Source organism: Ligilactobacillus apodemi DSM 16634 = JCM 16172, assembly GCF_001434405.1.
GTDB classification, from domain to species: domain Bacteria; phylum Bacillota; class Bacilli; order Lactobacillales; family Lactobacillaceae; genus Ligilactobacillus; species Ligilactobacillus apodemi.
Window position 1 is genome coordinate 886,343 of the sequence record NZ_AZFT01000053.1, and the last position, 18,636, is coordinate 904,978.

The following is an 18,636-nucleotide window of genomic DNA, read 5'->3' on the forward strand; positions in this document are numbered from 1 at the left end:
TTTTTCTATGTCATTTTTAAATTATCTACGTCATTTTTGGGGAAAATGACGTAGATAATTGATTTATGAAGTAGTTTTTTGATGTAAGCTGTCGCTCTTCCGCGTCCAACTTTTATGATTTTCCCTTTTTTCCGTAAATCAAGCAAGGTCCTTTCCACCGTAGTCTTACTGATATCTGGGGCTTGGGCTAGGATTTCTTTTTTAGTGATCTTGCCTAACGACCGTTCAATTATTACTCCAATTCGCTGTGGCTTTGTTAAATGGCGATAGCGTAAATGCTCTACCCGATCTTCAAATTCCGTATAGGCCTTTAACAAAATTCCTAAATAATATCTAATGAATGGTCCATAATCATTTTCATTTGTATGCCACCCTACAGAACTATCATGCAAAACTTCATAGTAAGTCTGCTTACTTTGCTCGATCAACATTTCTAAACTAATGTATTTTCCCACAATGAATCCAGTGCGATAATAAAGTAACAGTGTCAATAAGCGACTCATGCGCCCATTGCCATCATTGAAGGGATGGATACTTAAAAAATCTAAAATAAATATTGGAATCAAAAGCAGTGGATCAATTTTTTAACTTGTAATGCTTGTAAAAAATTTTCAACTTAAATTGTCGATTGCACGCTCAGTTTCAAAAGCATGGACTGGTTTAAAGCGAACTTTCTTTTCACCGGTTACACTGATTTCTGTTATCTGATTATCACTCGTTTTAAAATATCCGCCATCCCCCGCAAAAGAATACAGATCTCGGTGTAATTGTAAAATGATATTCTTAGTTGGGAGTAGTTAGTTCATCAGCATTAGCTTCAATAAATAACTCTTGCTTTCCTTTGTGTTCATATAATTTACTGATCAAATTTACGATTTCTGGTGTTAAATATTTTTTAGGCTCATCTTCATAGTCATAGTTACGCAATTTTTTCGCCTCTTTTTACCTCATTTATTGTTTATCTATACCAAAAATCAGCCTAATTGTAGCGCACTTACTGCAATTAGACTAATTTTTTTAGCGCCGACTCATTTGTTCTAATACCCCCGCCAGTAAGACTGGAATAATTGCGATAAAAACCGTCCCACATTCACCCCAAATGAGCAGTCCTAGTGCCAAAATAACTGAAATGAACGCTAAGCCAAGTGCTAGTTGATGATAATGTTTCTTTTTCATGATAGCTTCCTTTCTTAAGCAGTAAACGTTCGTGTATAAATCATGATGGATGCCTGTAAAGAAATAAGTGTGCCACCAAGAAGTAACAACACTGTTCCTATTATTAACAAAACCTTATTGACTTGGGTAAGCCAAGTAATAAAGGTTACCCCAAAACTTGTTTTTTGTAGTGCATAACCCCCACCCATGATCAATGCTAAAAAAATTATATTAACGATCGTATTTCCAAAAGTTCCAAAAGAATAAATAAAAGGTAATAAAACCACGACATACAAAATGCCAAATAACAAACCAACTCCCACAATGATCAAATGAAGTTCTAAACTGTATTGTCCAAAAATAGCATGTGCTACCAAGCTCAAAGCTAAAACTAGCCCACTCACTAAAATTATCAACAACAAACAAAACAAGTAACGTGCTAGGACTATTTTGCCTTTTGAAAGCGGAAAGACACCAACAAATTGTTCCCAGCCACTTTCATGGTCAGCCACTAGCAAACTGGTTGGTAATGCTGCTAGAGTTAAAGGTAAGATCATTGCCAAAAATAACGTTCCAGCTTCCTTTAAAAAAAGCATTACCAAAAGTGCTGCCACTAAAAATAAAATACGCTGTATGCGCCCAAATTTGTTGAAAATCTTTATATAGTAGTCCTTTCATCTATTTTTACCCCTTTTACTAGAAATAGTAGAATTTCTTCTAACGTAGCATAATGCGCAGCAGTCTTTTTTCCCGTGACTTCTACCAAATATTTTGTGCTTGTTGTAAGTTTGCTTCTTTAGTAGCAGTGTCTTTTAAGCTATCTTCATAAGCTTGTTTTGCTTGGGCTAAAGCAGTCGTAGCCGTTGCTAAATTGTCGTTAGCAGCTTGCAAAGTAGCTTGAGCTGAAGTCAAAGCATTAGAAGCATTTTGTGCATTAGTTAAAGCCGTATTAGCGGAGTCTAAATTAGCTTGTGCTTGACTTAAAGCAGAGTTTAAAGTATTGAGCTTGTCTTTAGCAGTGGCTAATTGACTTTGTAAAGCGCTAGTATCTGTAGTTGATGGCGACAAGGAAGTCGTATCAAATTTGCTTGGGTCGGTGATCATACTTGGATAAATGTAGATGAAACGATCCATTGGATTTGTAGTATCCTGTGGTGGTAAACTAGCAGTATTAAATCCAAAGTATGAATCTTTATTAGTAGTGTCCTTAACTTGACTTAGTTGATAAGGTGAAATACCTAAAATTGATTTACTGTATGCCCCAACAGTATTGTTATCATAAATAGTGTTTCCATTTTTATTGACAAGACTACCACCAACAATTTTATAATCCCTATTAAGTAAACCTGGAAATGTTCTAGCAACATCAATTTTTAACCAAACCATTTGATATTTATACATAAAATCTGGTGATTCTAGATAAGTGCCTGTTTGTTCATAAAGAAGTTCATTTAAAAGTGTCGCGTACGACACACCATATTTTTCGGCAATTGATTTAGCAAGATCTTTATTTACAGTAACTGGGTCTTGGTAAGCAAGTTCTTGAGCAAGATCAATAGCATCTTGATTTAAAATGACGTGACCAACTTTATCGCTGATACCAAAAGCATCACGCGTCGCATTAATCATATCAGCAACAAACTGTTCAATTTCTAAAATTTGGGATGGAGTTAATTTTTTTGTCATATGACTAAGTTCTCCGTACTCATTATATTGATCCGCTTGCGGTAATAAGTCATAATCTGATTGACTAGGGGTGTAATTAATGATAATCGGCGAATAATCATTAGTCGTAATGATAATTGCTTCGCTACCTGAATATTTTGTTGAAGTTACACTAACAGGTGTTGTCCGTTGAGTATCCCAAGCACCTTGAATGGCTTTAGCATCATTACTTAAGGTTGTTTTATCTGCTCCTGCATAAGTATCATTAACATATTTTTGTACCGCTGCTTTCAACTCGTCAGTTACAGAAACTTGAATATTGCTTGTTTGGGTACTTTGATTAGCATTAGCTAATTGTTGTTCAAGTTTTGCAACTTCAGATGCTTGTGCTTGTTGGGCAGAAGTAGCATTGTCGACAGCTGTTTGAGCACTTTGTTGCGCTGTAGTTGCATCATTTAATGCGTTTTGTGCATCAGCTAATTGATTATCAGTATTTTGTTTAGCTTCAGTTTTAGCTGTGACATCAGATTCGGCATCTTTTTGTGCAGTAACAGCATTATCGTAATCTGTTTGTGTTTGTGATAATGTATCACTAGCACCTTGAGAATCTAAAGCTTTTTGTGCTGAATCAACATCCGCTTGGACTTGGCTTACTTCCGCTGTTTTAGTTTCAACTTGAGCATCGGCTGTTTCTTTGTTTGTTTGAGCATCAGATAAATTCTTTTCAGCGGTTGTTTGTTGAGCTTGGGCGGTATCGTAAGCATCTTGAGCGGAATCAACAGCTTGTTGTTCGGTATTAGCTTGATTTTGTAATTGAGATGCTAATTCAGATGCTTGCTGTTGGTCAGTTACAGCTTGTTGAGCTTGCGAAACTGCTGCATCTGCGCTATTTTTAGCGTCAGTTGCAGCTGTCAAATTATCGTTAGCTTGATTTAATTCACTTTGAGCCTGATTAACAACTTTTTGTTGGTCATCTACTTTTGTTTGCAAATCTGAAACCGTATTCTCAGCATCTTCTTTAGCCGTGTTTGTTGCCGTAAGTTCATTTTTGGCTGTCGTGATTGCTTCATCAGTCGCTTGATCTTTGGTTGCTTGAACTGAATCCAAAGCTTCTTTTGCACTATCAACTGATTGTTGTGCATCTGTTGCAGCTTGCTCTGCTTGACTTGCAGCACTATTAGCTTGTGCATAGTTGTCTTGTGCAGCCGTTACTTGGTCAGCTGGTGATTGGGTGGTTGCTTGTTGGGTAGTTGCTTGGGTAGTATTGACGCTATCAGCTTGAGCCTTTACTCCAGTCGTGAGCGTTGCAGCTAATGCAGTTGCCCCAAATAATAACTTTTTATTTTTCATGTTTATTTGGCTCCTTTACATTTAAAATACACATATTTTATACCACAAAACTGTGCACAAGTGAATATTTCACAAAGGTAAATAATCATTATATAAACATGTGCAGAAATTGTTTATAATCAATAACAAAAGTATTTATCTATGCCGTTATACAACTTTAAAATTTTAATTACTATATAAGAGATAAAGGGGGTCTCTAAAATAGTAAATATTGGTAATAACGTCCGATACTTTCGTAAAAAATTTCACTTGACCCAAGAACAACTAGCTGAAAAAAGCGGACTCTCAGTCAATTTTATTTCACGCTTGGAAAGAACTAGTGACCAAAATGTTAGTATCAAGACACTCATAAAAATTGCTGAAGCATTTGAAATTTCACTTGCAACACTTGTTTCTGTCTCTGAATCAACCTCTGAACCAACTTATTTAAATCCAAACGTATCCGAACTCGCTAATCGCTTAGAAAAACTAGACAATACTAAAGCTAACGAATATAGCCAAACATTTTTACGTATCTTAGAAATCTCGACTGAAGAGTAAAAATTACAATAAAATCGCAAAAAGCAGCCAAAATTGGCTGCTTTTTGTTTTGGGGCGAGAAACTCGCCCTGGCTCTTTGTGTGTACATTAAATAATTGGAGGTACTTAAGATGCACACAATGTCTTATGATCAAACTAAAATGGAGGAACTAATAACTAAAGTTCTTGATTTTACTCTTACTTCTCACACCCAAGAGTTAAAAACACTTGATTTTCAAGCTCATGCTAACCTATTATTAGCAGCTAAAAAATCGCAAGCAATTGCGGATTTCTTGACCGATTGCACGATCATTAGTACTAATCCGCAAGACACTTGCTACTTTATTGCAAGTAAGGTGACCATTCAAGCTGGCAATTTCCCACTTGTAGACTTAAGCGTTCAGATTACCACCCCAGAACAAAGAAACTACCAACAATTAACCCCAGCCACACTAAACTTTCTAACCGCTTATCTCTTAGAGAAGCATCTCATGCCTGATCCATTTGAGATTGCGTAAGATTTATACCTGACTACTTACAGTAGTTAGGTTCTTTTATCCTTTTTCTCTTTTGATACTAAAAAAACGCACCCTAGCTCTAGCTAAGATGCGTTTAGACTTATCCGACCGAATCTTCCATTTGATATTCGATCAAACGATTCAATTCAACGGCATATTCCATTGGTAATTCTTTCGTAAATGGCTCAACAAAGCCCATGATGATCATTTCCGTTGCTTTTTCTTCTGAGATTCCCCGACTCATTAAGTAATAGAGTTGTTCTTCGGAGATCTTAGAAACCTTTGCTTCGTGTTCCATCGAGACATTACCGTTTAAGATCTCATTAAATGGGATCGTATCACTGGCTGACTTATCATCCATAATGATCGTATCACATTCAATATGCGCAAATGAACCATCAGAATGGCGTCCAAAGCGAACATGGCCCCGATAGTCAACGCGCCCACCATCTTTACATAAAGATTTTGAAACGATCGAAGAAGACGTATTTTTTGCATTATGGATCATTCGTGCACCCGTATCAGAATCAATGTCTTTTCCTGCAAAGGCGATCGACAACATTGTCCCACGAGCACCACGTCCATCAAGATAGACACTTGGATATTTCATCGTAACTTTTGAACCTAAGTTACCATCGACCCATTCCATTGTTGCATTTTCTAATGCGCGGGCCCGTTTAGTTTCCAAGCTGTACACGTTATCCGACCAGTTTTGGATCGTGGTGTAACGACAATAAGCATCTTTTAAGACATTAACTTCGACGACGGCTGCGTGTAAACTATCTTCAGAATAGTTTGGTGCAGTACAGCCTTCAACATAATTGATACTTGCGCCTTCATCAACAATGATCAACGTCCGTTCAAACTGACCCGAATTTCCTGCATTGATCCGGAAATAACTTTGGATCGGAACCGAAACTTTAACGCCTTTAGGAACATAGATGAAAGTTCCCCCTGACCATACCGCTGAATTTAACGCTGCCATTTTATTATCAGCTGGTGGGATCAATTTACCAAAATATTTTTTGACCAATTCAGGGTATTCTTGCACCGCTGAATCAGTATCCATAAAGACGATCCCTAAATTATCAAACTCTTTACGCATATTATGGTATACTACTTCAGATTCATATTGTGCCGAAGAACCTGCCAAATACTTACGTTCAGCTTCAGGTACCCCTAAACGATCAAAGGTTTTTTTGATTTCTTCGGGAACATCATCCCAATCACGCGCAACGCGATCAGAATCACGTCTAAAGTAATTGATATGTTCAAAATCAAGGGGTGAAAGATCCGGACCAAAATCAGGCATTGGTAACTTCCGGTATAACTCATAAGCTTTCAACCGAAAATCCAACATCCATTCTGGTTCATTTTTAGCAGCCGAGATCTCTCTTACGATGTCTTCGGTTAATCCTTCACCAGTTGTAAAGAGCGGTTCAATGTCATCTTTAAAACCGTATTTGTATTCGCCACCTAGTTCGGGCATTGTATTTTCACTCATGCTCATGTCCCCCTTCTTGTAAGGCTTGATAAATTGCTTTCCAGGCAAGCGTTGCACATTTGATGCGCGCTGGGAATTGCGCCACACCTTCTAATACGACCGCATCACCTAAAAGTTTTTCGTAATCTTTGTCTGTTTTAGCTGTGATCATTTCTGAAAAAGCTTCAACCATTTCTGCCACTTGGGCTGGAGTCTTACCGATCACTTCATCGGTCATCATTGAAGCCGAGGCCTGTGAGATCGTACACCCCGTACCGCTAAATGCCACATCGGCGATTTTACCACTGTCATCGAGTTTTACAGCTAACTCTAACACATCTCCACAAGTTGGATTACGTAACTCGATCTGCTTATCTGCTGTGGGTAAATTGCCATGGTGATGTGGTTGGTTAGCATGTTCTAAGATCATCTGGCGGTATAGGTTATCTAAACTCGATAAACTCATTTAAAAAACTCCCTTGTCTTTTGTAACGCATCAACTAATTTATCTGCGTCTTCTTGCGTATTATAGAGATAAAAACTTGCTCGTGCCGTTGCTGGGACACCTAATTTACGCATCATCGGTTGGGCACAATGATGACCTGCACGCACTGCAACACCTTCCATATCTAAAACCGTTGCCGTATCATGCGGATGAAGCCCGGCTAGATTAAATGAAATGATCCCTAAGTGATCTTTTGGATCAGGCGAACCATAAAGTTCAAAGCCTTCAATTTGTTGTAACTTAGGCAAAACATCCGCCATCAAAGCTTGTTCGTGGGCTTGGATCTGGTCTAATCCGATAGATAATAAGTAATCAATGGCTTCACCTAAGCCGATCACTCCAGCAATATTTTGGGTCCCACCTTCAAATTTCCATGGTACTTCTTTAAAGGTCGAGTGATCTAGTTCGACAAAATCGATCATTTCACCCCCAAAATCAAGGGGTGACATCAGTTCAAGTAATTCACGTTTGCCCCACAAGATCCCAGTACCAGTCGGACCTAACATCTTATGGCCAGAAAAGGCAAGAAAGTCAATGTCTAATGCCTGAACATCAACTGGCATATGTGGGACTGATTGCGCACCATCAACGACCATGATCGCTTGGTTAGCATGTGCCAACTCTGCAATTTCTTTAATCGGATTTAAAGCACCTAAGACATTTGAAACTTGGGCTAAAGAAACGAGCTTGGTTTTTTGCCCGATCTTTTGTTTGGCATCGGCTAGCTCAACTTGGCCACGTTTATTTAAATCAAGATAAACTAACTTAGCGCCAGTCTGTTCACAAACTTGTTGCCACGGTACGATATTTGAATGGTGTTCGGCATATGATAAGACGATCTCATCGCCTGGCTTCAATATCTTTTGGGCATAGCCCCGCGCGATCCAATTGATAGCTTCAGTCGTACCTTTCGTGTACACTACTTCACGTTCACTTGGAGCATTGATCAAGCGTTTGACCTTATCACGGGTTGCTTCGTAGGCTTGAGTTGCTCGCTGTGACAAAGTATGCACGCCCCGATGAACATTAGCGTTGTCATGTTCATAATAATCAACAAGCTTTTGGATCACTTGTTTTGGTTTTTGCGAACTAGCGGCATTATCAAGATAGACCAATGGTTCGCCATTGACCGTTTGATCCAAGATCGGAAAATCCGCGCGCAACTCACTTATTTTCTTGACCATCAACAAGCTTCCTTTCGATCATGTCTGAAAGTTCATTTTGAACTTTACGACTTGGGATCGCGGTTAAAACTGGGCCTAAAAAGCCACGAATTACTAAGCGTTCCGCTACATCTTTGGAAAGACCACGACTCATTAAATAGTAAAGTTGGTCTTGATCTACCCGACCAACACTCGCCGCGTGTCCCGCCGTAACTTCATTATCATCGATCAACAAGATCGGATTAGCATCCCCACGTGCCTTAGTCGAAAGCATTAATACCCGGCTTTCTTGTTGCGCATCAGCACCTTTAGCGCCATGAATAATATGCCCGATCCCGTTAAAGACTAACGAAGAGCGCTCTAAAATGACCCCGTGTTGCAAAATATGTCCGATCGAGTGACGCCCATAGTTTGTGACCCGCGTATCGATCCCTTGGACTTGTTTACCCGTTGAGATCGCAACAACCTTAGTTTCCGCGTGCGAACCAGCTCCAATCAAGTCAGAGTCAAAGTCACCAACGATGTTACCATCATTCATCATCCCCATGGACCAATCGACTTTAGCATCTTGTTCGAGATGACCACGGCGATTTAAATAAGCGGTCGTGTTTTTCCCTAAACGATCAACGCTGGCAAATTTAACGTGACTCCCTGCTTTAGCAAAGACTTCTACGATCACGCTCGCAGTTGTAGTTTGATCTCCATAAGTCTGTAAGTTTTCTAAGTAAGAAACTTCACTGTTAGTATCAGCGATCAATAATACATGGTGCACAAAATCTTGGTCGACCGTAGCGTCTTGAATAAAATAGGAAGTCAGTGGTTCTTTAATAACCACATTTTTAGGAATATAGATCAATAAGCCACTAGTTACTTTGGCTACATGTTGTGCGTTTAAGCGATTGACATCATCTTTGACCGCTTCCATAAAATATGCTTGCACTAATTCAGGATGCTCTTTTAGCGCTGTTTGCCAGTCACACATGATCACCCCTTGCGCTTTTAATTCGTCTGAAAGTTCGATCATTTCTGTGTGTTGTCCAAATTCAAGCGCCACATCATCAGTTACCGTAATCTTCGCACGTTTTTCTTGGGGCAAAGAATTAACGACTACTTTTGGATCCTTAGTTAATTCGATCGGCCAACGTTGGTATTTTATCTTTTCAAAGCGTGGCAATGCCAAATCTTTAGCTGTTTCAAGGGCAGTTACTCGTTTATCGGTAAACCACGCTGGTTCTGCTACTTGCTTGGCAAATGCTAGCACAGCTGCTTTATTTTCACTCATCTTAGCCACCACCCTATGCTTTATCATCAGTTAACTTGATGTCTAAGCCTAATTCATCGCGCAAACCAGCGTAGCCTTCATCTTCCAAGCGCTTAGCCAATTCAGGGCCACCAACTTTAACGATTCGACCATCCATCATTACATGCACAACATCAGGAATGATATAGTTCAATAGTCGTTGATAGTGAGTAATGATCAAAGAACCAAATTCAGGTCCGCGCATTTCATTTACCCCACGGGAAACAACTTTTAACGCATCAATGTCTAACCCCGAGTCAATTTCATCTAAAATTGCAAAGTTAGGCTTGATCATCATCATTTGTAAGATCTCATTACGTTTCTTTTCCCCACCAGAAAAACCTTCATTTAAGTAACGTTCCGCCATCGAAAATGGCATATCTAAGAAATCCATAGTTTCTTCTAAGTCTTTTAAGTATTTGCGGATCGAAATTGGATCATCCTTAGGGCGACGTGCATTGATCGCACTACGGATAAATTCCGCATTGGTGACCCCAGGGATCTCAGCTGGATATTGCATCGCCAAAAAAAGGCCCGCACGTGCACGTTCATCGACCGGCCAATCTAAAATATTTTCCCCATTTAACAAAATTTCACCTTCAGTCACTTCATAAGCAGGATTGCCCATGATTGCTTCAGATAACGTTGATTTCCCTGTACCGTTAGGCCCCATGATCGCATGGATCTCACCGGTGCTCATTTTTAAATTTAGACCTTTTAAAATCTCCTTGTCTTCAATGGATACGTGGAGATTTTTTATTTCAAGAGTTGACATTTTTCATTCCTCCGCTAAACTAAATAAATAATACTATCATCATTGTAGTCGAATTGAGAATTAGTTTCAATTAGGAAAACTTGTACTAAACATAACTCGAAAGGTGGAAATAACGTGCAACCAATCATTGGGATTATTGGAAATTTTAACGGTACTTTGATTCCCGAACACGCTAATCTTCCGATCTCTTATATCGGGCAAGCCTATCTTGATGCTGTCACTAAAGCTGGCGGGATTCCCGTTATCATTTCACCAAACAGTTCACTTCAAAGCATTGATACTCTTATTCAACGGATCGATGGGCTTTTATTGCCCGGAGGAAAAGATGTTGATCCTTACTTTTATAACGAAGAACCCAGTCTTAAATTAGGTGCGATCGATTCGAACCTTGATCGTTTCGAGATCGAGTTTTTGCGCCAAGCCTATGAAAAAAATCTCCCTACTTTGGGCATTTGTCGCGGTCTTCAAATCGCTAACGTCTTTTTAGGAGGCAGTCTTTACCAAGATCTCAGTGATTATCAAAAGCTCACGATCAAGCATAATCAGTACAAAACGGCACCTTGGCAAGCTTTGACCCACTCGATCAAAGTAGAACAAAAAAACTTGATTGCCGACTCTTTTGGCGATCAAGCCCGGGTCAATTCATTTCACCATCAAGCTGTTAAAGAACTCGCCGATGAACTATTACCGGTGGCATACAGTCCTGATGGAATCGTTGAAGCAGCGATCGGAAAAAACTTTAATTTTGTTGGTGTTCAGTGGCACCCAGAAACTCTTTTTAATGAACACGATGATTCATTTAAACTTTTTGTTCATCTTGTCGGTGAAGCTAAAAAGTTTGCGCAAAAAAATCATAACTAAAAATACGGCTGACTCTTGTGGTTAAGAGCCAGCCGTATTTTTTATTATAACCAAGTTGTTTGATAAATATCTTCTTTGAAACCACAAGTCACGTTAGTTTCATCGACCATTAAGGGACGTTTGATGAGTTTACCATTTTGTGCCATCAACGTCGCAGCTTCTTCTTTTGTCATTGAAGGAACTTTTTCTTTCAAATTCATTTTACGATAATCTTGCCCACTCGTATTGAAAAAATACTGTAATGGACGCTCGCTTTTAGCAAAAATTGCTAGCAATTCCTCTTTTGTCGGCGGTTGTGCTACTAAATCTTGCTTATCATATTGGACTTGATGTTCATCTAACCAATTTTGTGCTTTTTTACAAGTACTGCAACGTGAATAACAATAAAATTTTTTCATCAAAAAGTCCCCTTTTTATCTAAAATCAGTCCCGTTACTAAACATATAACTCTTATTGTGATACCTCATCGACATGACAAAGCCGATCCCAATCATATTCCCGATCAAAGCAGAACCACCCTGACTGATAAATGGCAATGGAATACCAGTCAATGGTAACAGCCCAATATTCATCCCAATATTTTCAAAAACGTGGAATAAGATCATCATAATAACCCCAGTCGAAATATAAGCATAAAACTCATTTTTCGTATCAAAAGTTACTTGGATCATTTGGAAAATAAGTAACAAATAGATAAAGATCAACAAACAACAACCGATAAAGCCGAAGTTTTCACCGATCACTGAAAAGATCATATCTGATTCACGCACTGGCACGTAAACTTCAGAAACATTGAACCCTTTTCCTAAAAGTTGTCCCGAGCCAATTGCTTTCATACTTTGCCATAATTGATAACTACTACCCGTTGTACTACTTGACGGGTCAAGCCAAGCATCGATTCGTTTAAACTGATAAGCTTGAAAACCGATTTTTTCTAACAAAGTACGGTCATAAACAACTAAAAAGATCGCCGTGCCACCAAGCAATGTTACTGCACCAGCAACCGGAGCAATGATCTTCCAGGTGATCCCTGAAACTAAGATCATCCCACCTAAAATCGCAAAGAACACAAGCATTGTCCCAAAGTCATTTTGCAACTTCAACAAGACCGCAACAGGTAAGGTCCAGGCAAACAATTTACCGAGCAATAACCAGTCAGTTCGTGGTGTGTGCTCTGGATATTCGCTATTGTGTTGTGAAATGACCCGCCCCATCATTAAGATAAAGGCTGGTTTCATAACTTCAGAAGGCTGAAATGATAACGGCCCGATCGCAAACCAACTCTTGGCACCGTTATTGATATAGTAAGTTCGACTATAAAAGAACAAAACTAAGATCAACAGTAAGATCCCTAAGCCATACGCTAAAGGCGCAATCTTCCACAGTTGTTCGGCATCAAACTGCATGATAAAGATGACCGCTACGATCCCGATCAAATACCATAAGGCTTGACTGATCATGACCCGCGTAACACTACTTGTACTCGAATCATGAGTTAAAGCGACATATAGAGATGTCATCCCAATGACCGCAAGAACTAGGACAGAAAAAATAATGCCCCAGTCAATTCTTGCATCATTGTCTTCATCCCTTCTTAAAAATTGTTGTCTTGGCATGTGTAATTACATATATAAAATGTGCACCAAATTAAAAAACTTGGGGAAAGCTTTATATATTCCCTTTCTTTAATAATTACTCGCTTGGAATTCCAAACTAGCATTTATTATCAACTAAAATTTACCTGACATAAGCTAGCTAACAGAACACATCGAGACTTTCTTCTAGCTAACATAGCTTTGCATTTTAGTTTACACCTATTTTCTATTATATACAATTTGCCGACCAAGAAAAACTTAGCCGGCAAATTTACATTTTTATTAACTTATCCGCGATGCAAGTGGTAGTCACGTAAGACGTAATCAACAGCTTCGCTACGTGAATTTAACTTCAATTCTTCGCCGTTAGCTAAAACTGCGATATAGCGCGTACCATCTTGTCGAACTCGTCCGATCAAATCATCTTTGATCGTTAATTCTAAAATCAGGTCTCCATTGACCATTTTTTCATTTTCAACGATTTGAATATTTCTTTCTTTTTTAGACAAGTTATATCCCCCTACTAAAATGCTTCATTTGTCCGGATTTTTATTACGACGTAAAGTAAAATAATCCGGAACCGGATCATACCCACCTTTAACAAAAGGATTGCACCGAAAAATTCGGGCTATTCCCATCAGCAAGCCCAAAAAGGCGCCGTGTTTTTCAAGAGCCTGGATCATATAAGTCGAACAGGTCGGATGATAACGACAACTCGGTGGAAATAAGGGTGAGATTCCCTTTTGGTAAAACTTAACCGGTAAAATAAGTAACTTGCTCAAAATACTCATTATTTATGTTTCTTTAATTGTTCTAAATGTTCTAAGAGCTTACCAGAACCTACTGCCACATCATCAAGCGGTGTATCAGCGATCATCACTGGGATTGTTAATTCTTGTGCAAATAAAGCTTCGATCCCGTCTAATAAAGCACCACCACCTGTGATCACGATTCCACGATCAATGATGTCAGATGCTAATTCTGGTGGCGTTTCGCTTAAAACTTCTTTAGTAGCAGCGATCATGGCGTCCATTGTATCACTCATCGCCGCTACAGTTTCGTCCGAAGTGATGCGAATAGATTTTGGTAAACCACTCACTACATCGCGACCACGCACGGTCATTTCCTTATCACGGTGGCCTTCGATCACACTACCGATCTCGATCTTGATCTTTTCAGCGGTATGTTCACCGATGACCAAACCGTATTCTTGGCGCACATAATTAGCAATATTAGCATTTAACTTATCACCCGCATTGCGCAAAGAACGGCTGATCACGATATCGCCTAAGGATAAAACAGCAATATCACTTGTCCCTCCACCGATATCAATGATCATGTTACCGTATGGTTGGAAAATGTCTAAGCCCGCACCTACTGCCGCAACTTTTGGTTCTTCTTCTAAGTAAACTTCGCCCCCACCAGACTTTTCAGCCGCTTGGCGAATCGCTTTTCGTTCAATATCAGTTGTATTTGTTGGGCAACAGATCAGAATAGCCGGTTTTGACATCACGCCTTTTACATTTAACTTCTTAATGAAGTAAGATAGCATCTGTTCGGTCATATCAAAATCGGCGATGACACCATCTTTTAATGGGCGAATTGCCCTAATATTGCTGGGAGTTCTGCCGACCATTTTATATGCTTCTGAGCCAACAGCTAAGACCCGGCCAGTTTGCGTATCGACTGCTACAACTGACGGTTCATTTAACACAATGCCTTTACCTTTGACATTGATCAACACGTTTGCTGTACCAAGATCAATACCGATATCTTTAGCCATAAAATATTTCTCCTTTTACATTTTAAATCTTTAATCATAATACTATTTTCAGTTTGCTAACTATAGTATTTCAATTTATACACAGGTAATTATATCATAATAGTTGAAAGGGACAAATGTGTTATTTTAGCTTGAACTATTAATTTCAAAAATTCTTAGTAAAATAAAAAGCAGAGTGTCGTGCTCACTCTGCTCTAAATAACTAATTCTTACTTAAATTGTTTCCTTTTTAGCAATGACATACTCTTCACTGGTAATATCATTTACCCGCTTGATCTGTGCGCCTAAAGCAGCTAATTTTTGGTGGAAATGGTAGTATCCACGATCTAAGTATTGCAAATGAGTAACTTGGGTGATCCCACGTGAAACTAAGCCTGCTAAAACTAAAGCAGCCGCTGCCCGTAAGTCAGTTGCAGCTACTTCAGCACCAGAAAAATCAGTTGGACCGTAAATGATCACTGAGTTGCCTTCGATCTTGAAGTCGGCATTCATCCGGCGCATTTCTTCTAAATGCATAAACCGATTTTCAAAAACAGTTTCCGTTAAAATGCTTGTCCCTTTCGCTGCTAATTGCAAGATCGAGAATTGTGGTTGCATATCTGTTGGGAAGCCTGGGTGTGGCAAGGTCTTGATCGTCGTTGGTTTTAAGACTTCAGGACCAATGATGCGTAAGCCACCTTCTTCTTCTAAGACTTGCACACCCATTTCTTCAAGTTTTGAGATCAATGGTTTGTTGTGTTCTGCGACAGCATCTTTGATCAAAACATTTCCCTTAGTTAACGCAGCTGCCACCATAAAAGTACCTGCTTCGATCCGGTCTTGGATAATGGAATGTTCTGTTCCGTGAAGATGATCGACCCCAACGATTTTTAGGGTTTCTGTCCCTGCACCTTTGATCTTAGCCCCCATCTTGTTTAAAATGTTAGCCAAATCAACGATCTCAGGTTCACGCGCAACGTTTTCGATGATCGTTGTCCCTTTCGCTAAGGTTGCTGCCATCATAATATTTTGCGTTGCACCAACACTTGGGAAATCAAGATAAACATTTGCCCCTACTAAACCATTAGGAGCCATGGCTTCAATATAGCCATCATGGCGTTCGATCGTTGCCCCTAAAGCTTCTAAGCCTTTTAAGTGTAAATCGATCGGACGAGAGCCGATTGCACAACCACCAGGCATTGCCACCTTAGCGTGACCTAAACGTGCCAATAATGGCCCTAAAACAACGATCGAAGCCCGCATTTTAGATACGTATTTGAAAGGTGCTTCGTAAGATAACTCATCCGTTGCGTCCAATGCAATCGTTTTATTTTTTTCATCAAAACCAACTTTAACATTTAGAAAACGGATCACGTTATTCATAGTATAAACATCAGATAAAATTGGTACATTGGTTAAAATCGTACGACCTTCACTTGGTAAGATCCCAGCTGCTAAAATTGGTAAGACTGCATTTTTTGCGCCTTCAATTTCAACGGTCCCATTCAACCTATTTCCACCACGCACAATAATCTTTTCCAATTGATATTCCTCCGAAAAATTATTTTATTTAATCAAGTATGATAGATGTACTACACTGTCCATAAAGCTCAAGAAAAATGAGCTACACATGTACCCTAAGGCAACCGATGTCATCACCAAGACCCAACGGAAATGGCGCTGTTTATTAGAATCAATGTAGCGATCGAGTCGCAGAGATTGTAGCGCAACAAAAGCTAAGGTAATAAAACCAAAATGACTAATGATGGTCAACAGTGACATTATTCCTAAATATTGCATTTTCTTCCCTCTCTTCTTTACTCAATCCAAAATAATCATAGCATAAATTTAACTTTCGGTCACTCATTTACCGCCAAGTCGCTTAAAAATTATATTTTAATTGCTAGGCATAATTTTGTGTTTTTCGACCTTTTTCTTGCTAAACACTTATTGACAAAGTCACTGTCATTCTTATAAACTTTATTTATATTTAATATAGTGATAAAGCTTGTAGTATTGGTAGAAATACATTTATTCATATTTATATTTTTTATAAATGTAAAATAATCAACTATAACAAAAAAGCCAGCTAGATTTAACTCTAGCTAGCTTTAAATAGGTTCATTACTTCTTGTTTGAAATACTTAAACGGTTGATTGCACGGCGTAAAGAAACTTCAGCCCGACGCAATTCATTGTCGTCTTTTTGTTCTTTGGCCTTAGCAATTCGCGCTTCAGCGCGCTTACGAGCGCGTTCAGCCCGCGAAGTATCGATCTCTTCTTTTCTTTCAGCCGCTGATGCAACTACAGAAAGAACATTGTTAGAAAATTCGATAAAGCCACCACTAACAGCAACTTCATCAAACGTATCTTCGCCTGTTTTCACCCGGATCTCGTCAATTGCAAGCGAAGCAAGCAATGGTAAACGATTTGGCATAATACCAACTTCACCAACTGTTGTCTTACAAATTACTAGATCAGTCGTATTTTCATAAACAGGCCCATCAGGTGTGACCACGTTGACAGTTAATACAGGTTTTTCATCCATTGGACGCTACCTCCTTAATTGCCTTGTGTCATCTGTTCAGCTTTTTTCACAACGTCTTCAATTGGACCACAACTACGGAAAGCATCTTCTGGAAGATCATCATATTTACCTTCAAGAATTTCCTTAAAGCCCTTAACTGTTTCCTTAACAGGAACATAAGAACCTGGGACGCCTGTAAATTGTTCCGCCACGTGGAAGTTTTGTGACAAGAAGAATTGGATCCGACGTGCACGCGCAACGATGACCTTTTCTTCATCTGATAATTCATCCATCCCTAAAATTGAGATGATATCTTGTAATTCACGGTAACGTTGCAAAACATGTTGCACTTCTGTTGCTACATGATAGTGTTCTTCACCCACGATTTCAGGTGACAAAGCACTTGAAGTTGAAGCCAACGGATCGACAGCAGGATAGATACCTTGTTGAGTCAAGGAACGTTCCAAGTTAGTTGTGGCATCCAAGTGAGCAAAGGTTGTAGCTGGAGCAGGGTCAGTATAGTCATCGGCAGGCACGTATACGGCTTGGATCGATGTAACTGAACCTTTCTTCGTTGAAGTGATACGTTCTTGCAATTGACCCATTTCAGTTGCAAGTGTTGGTTGGTAACCAACGGCAGAAGGAATACGTCCTAATAAGGCGGAAACTTCAGAACCAGCTTGCGTGAAGCGGAAAATGTTATCGATGAACAATAACACATCTTGACCTTCAACATCACGGAAGTATTCCGCAATTGTCAAACCTGTCAAGGCCACACGCATACGAGCTCCAGGTGGCTCGTTCATTTGTCCAAAGACCATGGCTGTCTTTTCTAAAACGCCAGATTCCTTCATTTCAAAGTAAAGGTCATTACCTTCACGAGTACGTTCCCCAACACCAGTAAACACGGAAATACCGTTGTGTTCTTGTGCAATGTTGTGGATTAATTCTTGGATCAAAACAGTTTTACCAACACCGGCACCACCGAAAAGACCGATCTTACCACCTTTAATATATGGTGCTAAAAGGTCAATAACTTTGATCCCTGTTTCAAGAATTTCTGTACTTGTATTTAATTGGTCATAAGCAGGAGCATCGCGGTGAATTGGATCTCTGCGATGATCTGCACTGATTTCTGGACCATTATCAATTGTTTCCCCTAAGACGTTAAATACACGTCCCAAAGTATCTTCACCAACTGGTACGCTAATTGCCGCACCATTATTAACTACTTTTGCGCCACGTTGAAGACCATCAGTGGAATCCATCGCGATCGTACGCATTACACCATCACCAAGTTCAAGTGCAACTTCGATCACTAATTGTGAACCATCTTCACGTTCAACTGTTAAAGCGTTGTTAATATCAGGCAAGGATTCACTAAGAGGGAATTGGACATCGACAACTGGGCCGATAACTTGAACTACTTTACCGTAACTCATTTCGTTAATTCCTCCTA

The 18,636-nt window shown here is 39.4% G+C and carries 22 protein-coding genes; 3 read left to right on the top strand and 19 right to left on the bottom strand.

From position 1 onward, the window contains the following. Positions 1-5: 5 nt before the first annotated feature. The 5 genes from FC32_RS11025 to FC32_RS09665 all read right to left on the bottom strand — a co-directional run bounded on the left by FC32_RS11025 (position 6) and on the right by FC32_RS09665 (position 4,170). Positions 6-566, bottom strand: coding sequence for a Fic family protein (locus FC32_RS11025; protein ID WP_235804347.1), 561 nt, complete (start codon positions 564-566; stop codon positions 6-8). Between the two features lie 217 nt (positions 567-783). After that, positions 784-927 carry a hypothetical protein gene (locus FC32_RS11030; RefSeq protein WP_235722466.1) on the bottom strand — a complete coding sequence of 48 codons (144 nt, stop codon included), beginning with the start codon at positions 925-927 and terminating at the stop codon, positions 784-786. A 90-nt stretch (positions 928-1,017) separates the two neighbouring features. Next, positions 1,018-1,176: a hypothetical protein gene (locus FC32_RS10645; RefSeq protein ID WP_155891438.1), complete on the bottom strand. Its 159-nt coding sequence runs from the start codon at positions 1,174-1,176 to the stop codon at positions 1,018-1,020. A gap of 14 nt (positions 1,177-1,190) precedes the next feature. After that, positions 1,191-1,751 carry an ABC-2 transporter permease gene (locus FC32_RS09660; protein ID WP_235722464.1) on the bottom strand — a complete coding sequence of 187 codons (561 nt, stop codon included), beginning with the start codon at positions 1,749-1,751 and terminating at the stop codon, positions 1,191-1,193. A 163-nt stretch (positions 1,752-1,914) separates the two neighbouring features. Beyond that, positions 1,915-4,170, bottom strand: a complete 2,256-nt coding sequence (locus tag FC32_RS09665; protein ID WP_025086832.1) for a hypothetical protein — start codon at positions 4,168-4,170, stop codon at positions 1,915-1,917. A 210-nt stretch (positions 4,171-4,380) separates the two neighbouring features. On the opposite strand from FC32_RS09665, the gene FC32_RS09670 reads away from it, so the two are divergent. After that, positions 4,381-4,710 carry a helix-turn-helix domain-containing protein gene (locus tag FC32_RS09670; RefSeq protein WP_257576438.1) on the top strand — a complete coding sequence of 110 codons (330 nt, stop codon included), beginning with the start codon at positions 4,381-4,383 and terminating at the stop codon, positions 4,708-4,710. Positions 4,711-4,820: 110 nt separating this feature from the next. After that, positions 4,821-5,207, top strand: coding sequence for a hypothetical protein (locus FC32_RS09675; RefSeq protein ID WP_025086830.1), 387 nt, complete (start codon positions 4,821-4,823; stop codon positions 5,205-5,207). Positions 5,208-5,307: 100 nt separating this feature from the next. On the opposite strand, the gene sufB is transcribed toward FC32_RS09675, so the two are convergent. From sufB to sufC, 5 genes are read right to left on the bottom strand one after another with little or no spacing between them, the layout of a single operon-like run. Further along, positions 5,308-6,711 (bottom strand): Fe-S cluster assembly protein SufB, encoded by a 1,404-nt coding sequence (sufB, locus tag FC32_RS09680; RefSeq protein WP_025086829.1) that lies wholly within the window; start codon positions 6,709-6,711, stop codon positions 5,308-5,310. Beyond that, a complete protein-coding gene (gene sufU, locus FC32_RS09685; RefSeq protein ID WP_025086828.1) occupies positions 6,704-7,156 on the bottom strand; it encodes a Fe-S cluster assembly sulfur transfer protein SufU in 453 nt (150 codons plus the stop codon). The genes sufB and sufU overlap by 8 nt, the downstream gene beginning before the upstream one ends. Continuing rightward, the gene (locus FC32_RS09690) at positions 7,153-8,379 is read right to left on the bottom strand and encodes a cysteine desulfurase (RefSeq protein ID WP_025086827.1); all 1,227 of its coding nucleotides are present in this window, start codon (positions 8,377-8,379) and stop codon (positions 7,153-7,155) included. Before FC32_RS09690 ends, sufU begins: the two co-directional genes overlap by 4 nt. Next, positions 8,360-9,640, bottom strand: a complete 1,281-nt coding sequence (gene sufD, locus FC32_RS09695) for a Fe-S cluster assembly protein SufD (RefSeq protein ID WP_155891437.1) — start codon at positions 9,638-9,640, stop codon at positions 8,360-8,362. The genes FC32_RS09690 and sufD overlap by 20 nt, the downstream gene beginning before the upstream one ends. 13 nt (positions 9,641-9,653) lie before the next feature. Then, positions 9,654-10,433 (bottom strand): Fe-S cluster assembly ATPase SufC, encoded by a 780-nt coding sequence (gene sufC, locus FC32_RS09700; protein ID WP_056957419.1) that lies wholly within the window; start codon positions 10,431-10,433, stop codon positions 9,654-9,656. Positions 10,434-10,547: 114 nt separating this feature from the next. On the opposite strand from sufC, the gene FC32_RS09705 reads away from it, so the two are divergent. Then, complete coding sequence (locus tag FC32_RS09705) at positions 10,548-11,294, top strand: gamma-glutamyl-gamma-aminobutyrate hydrolase family protein (protein ID WP_025086825.1); 747 nt, start codon at positions 10,548-10,550, stop codon at positions 11,292-11,294. Positions 11,295-11,338: 44 nt separating this feature from the next. On the opposite strand, the gene FC32_RS09710 is transcribed toward FC32_RS09705, so the two are convergent. The 9 genes from FC32_RS09710 to atpD all read right to left on the bottom strand — a co-directional run bounded on the left by FC32_RS09710 (position 11,339) and on the right by atpD (position 18,619). Next, positions 11,339-11,692, bottom strand: a complete 354-nt coding sequence (locus tag FC32_RS09710; protein WP_025086824.1) for an arsenate reductase family protein — start codon at positions 11,690-11,692, stop codon at positions 11,339-11,341. 15 nt (positions 11,693-11,707) lie between these two features. After that, positions 11,708-12,910: an FtsW/RodA/SpoVE family cell cycle protein gene (locus tag FC32_RS09715; RefSeq protein WP_025086823.1), complete on the bottom strand. Its 1,203-nt coding sequence runs from the start codon at positions 12,908-12,910 to the stop codon at positions 11,708-11,710. 266 nt (positions 12,911-13,176) lie between these two features. Further along, the gene (locus FC32_RS09720; protein ID WP_025086822.1) at positions 13,177-13,398 is read right to left on the bottom strand and encodes a DUF2969 domain-containing protein; all 222 of its coding nucleotides are present in this window, start codon (positions 13,396-13,398) and stop codon (positions 13,177-13,179) included. 24 nt (positions 13,399-13,422) lie between these two features. Beyond that, positions 13,423-13,680, bottom strand: a complete 258-nt coding sequence (gene yidD, locus FC32_RS09725; RefSeq protein ID WP_035459631.1) for a membrane protein insertion efficiency factor YidD — start codon at positions 13,678-13,680, stop codon at positions 13,423-13,425. Further along, positions 13,680-14,672, bottom strand: coding sequence for a rod shape-determining protein (gene mreB, locus FC32_RS09730; RefSeq protein WP_025086820.1), 993 nt, complete (start codon positions 14,670-14,672; stop codon positions 13,680-13,682). The genes yidD and mreB overlap by 1 nt, the downstream gene beginning before the upstream one ends. A gap of 213 nt (positions 14,673-14,885) precedes the next feature. Beyond that, the gene (gene murA / locus FC32_RS09735; protein WP_025086819.1) at positions 14,886-16,193 is read right to left on the bottom strand and encodes a UDP-N-acetylglucosamine 1-carboxyvinyltransferase; all 1,308 of its coding nucleotides are present in this window, start codon (positions 16,191-16,193) and stop codon (positions 14,886-14,888) included. 24 nt (positions 16,194-16,217) lie between these two features. Continuing rightward, a complete protein-coding gene (locus tag FC32_RS10465) occupies positions 16,218-16,451 on the bottom strand; it encodes a DUF1146 family protein (protein WP_081780048.1) in 234 nt (77 codons plus the stop codon). Between the two features lie 324 nt (positions 16,452-16,775). Further along, entirely contained in the window at positions 16,776-17,198 is a 423-nt protein-coding gene (locus FC32_RS09740; RefSeq protein ID WP_025086818.1) for a F0F1 ATP synthase subunit epsilon, read from the bottom strand. A 14-nt stretch (positions 17,199-17,212) separates the two neighbouring features. Further along, complete coding sequence (gene atpD, locus FC32_RS09745) at positions 17,213-18,619, bottom strand: F0F1 ATP synthase subunit beta (RefSeq protein ID WP_025086817.1); 1,407 nt, start codon at positions 18,617-18,619, stop codon at positions 17,213-17,215. Positions 18,620-18,636: the final 17 nt, after the last annotated feature.

Coding starts and splice junctions, on each gene's coding strand:
- FC32_RS10645 (WP_155891438.1), bottom strand. CDS start 1,176: ATGAAAAAGAAACATTATCATCAACTAGCACTTGGCTTAGCGTTCATT.
- FC32_RS09660 (WP_235722464.1), bottom strand. CDS start 1,751: ATGCTTTTTTTAAAGGAAGCTGGAACGTTATTTTTGGCAATGATCTTA.
- FC32_RS09665 (WP_025086832.1), bottom strand. CDS start 4,170: ATGAAAAATAAAAAGTTATTATTTGGGGCAACTGCATTAGCTGCAACG.
- FC32_RS09675 (WP_025086830.1), top strand. CDS start 4,821: ATGCACACAATGTCTTATGATCAAACTAAAATGGAGGAACTAATAACT.
- sufB (WP_025086829.1), bottom strand. CDS start 6,711: ATGAGTGAAAATACAATGCCCGAACTAGGTGGCGAATACAAATACGGT.
- sufU (WP_025086828.1), bottom strand. CDS start 7,156: ATGAGTTTATCGAGTTTAGATAACCTATACCGCCAGATGATCTTAGAA.
- FC32_RS09690 (WP_025086827.1), bottom strand. CDS start 8,379: ATGGTCAAGAAAATAAGTGAGTTGCGCGCGGATTTTCCGATCTTGGAT.
- sufD (WP_155891437.1), bottom strand. CDS start 9,640: ATGAGTGAAAATAAAGCAGCTGTGCTAGCATTTGCCAAGCAAGTAGCA.
- sufC (WP_056957419.1), bottom strand. CDS start 10,433: ATGTCAACTCTTGAAATAAAAAATCTCCACGTATCCATTGAAGACAAG.
- FC32_RS09710 (WP_025086824.1), bottom strand. CDS start 11,692: ATGAAAAAATTTTATTGTTATTCACGTTGCAGTACTTGTAAAAAAGCA.
- FC32_RS09715 (WP_025086823.1), bottom strand. CDS start 12,910: ATGCCAAGACAACAATTTTTAAGAAGGGATGAAGACAATGATGCAAGA.
- yidD (WP_035459631.1), bottom strand. CDS start 13,680: ATGAGTATTTTGAGCAAGTTACTTATTTTACCGGTTAAGTTTTACCAA.
- mreB (WP_025086820.1), bottom strand. CDS start 14,672: ATGGCTAAAGATATCGGTATTGATCTTGGTACAGCAAACGTGTTGATC.
- FC32_RS10465 (WP_081780048.1), bottom strand. CDS start 16,451: ATGCAATATTTAGGAATAATGTCACTGTTGACCATCATTAGTCATTTT.
- FC32_RS09740 (WP_025086818.1), bottom strand. CDS start 17,198: ATGGATGAAAAACCTGTATTAACTGTCAACGTGGTCACACCTGATGGG.
- atpD (WP_025086817.1), bottom strand. CDS start 18,619: ATGAGTTACGGTAAAGTAGTTCAAGTTATCGGCCCAGTTGTCGATGTC.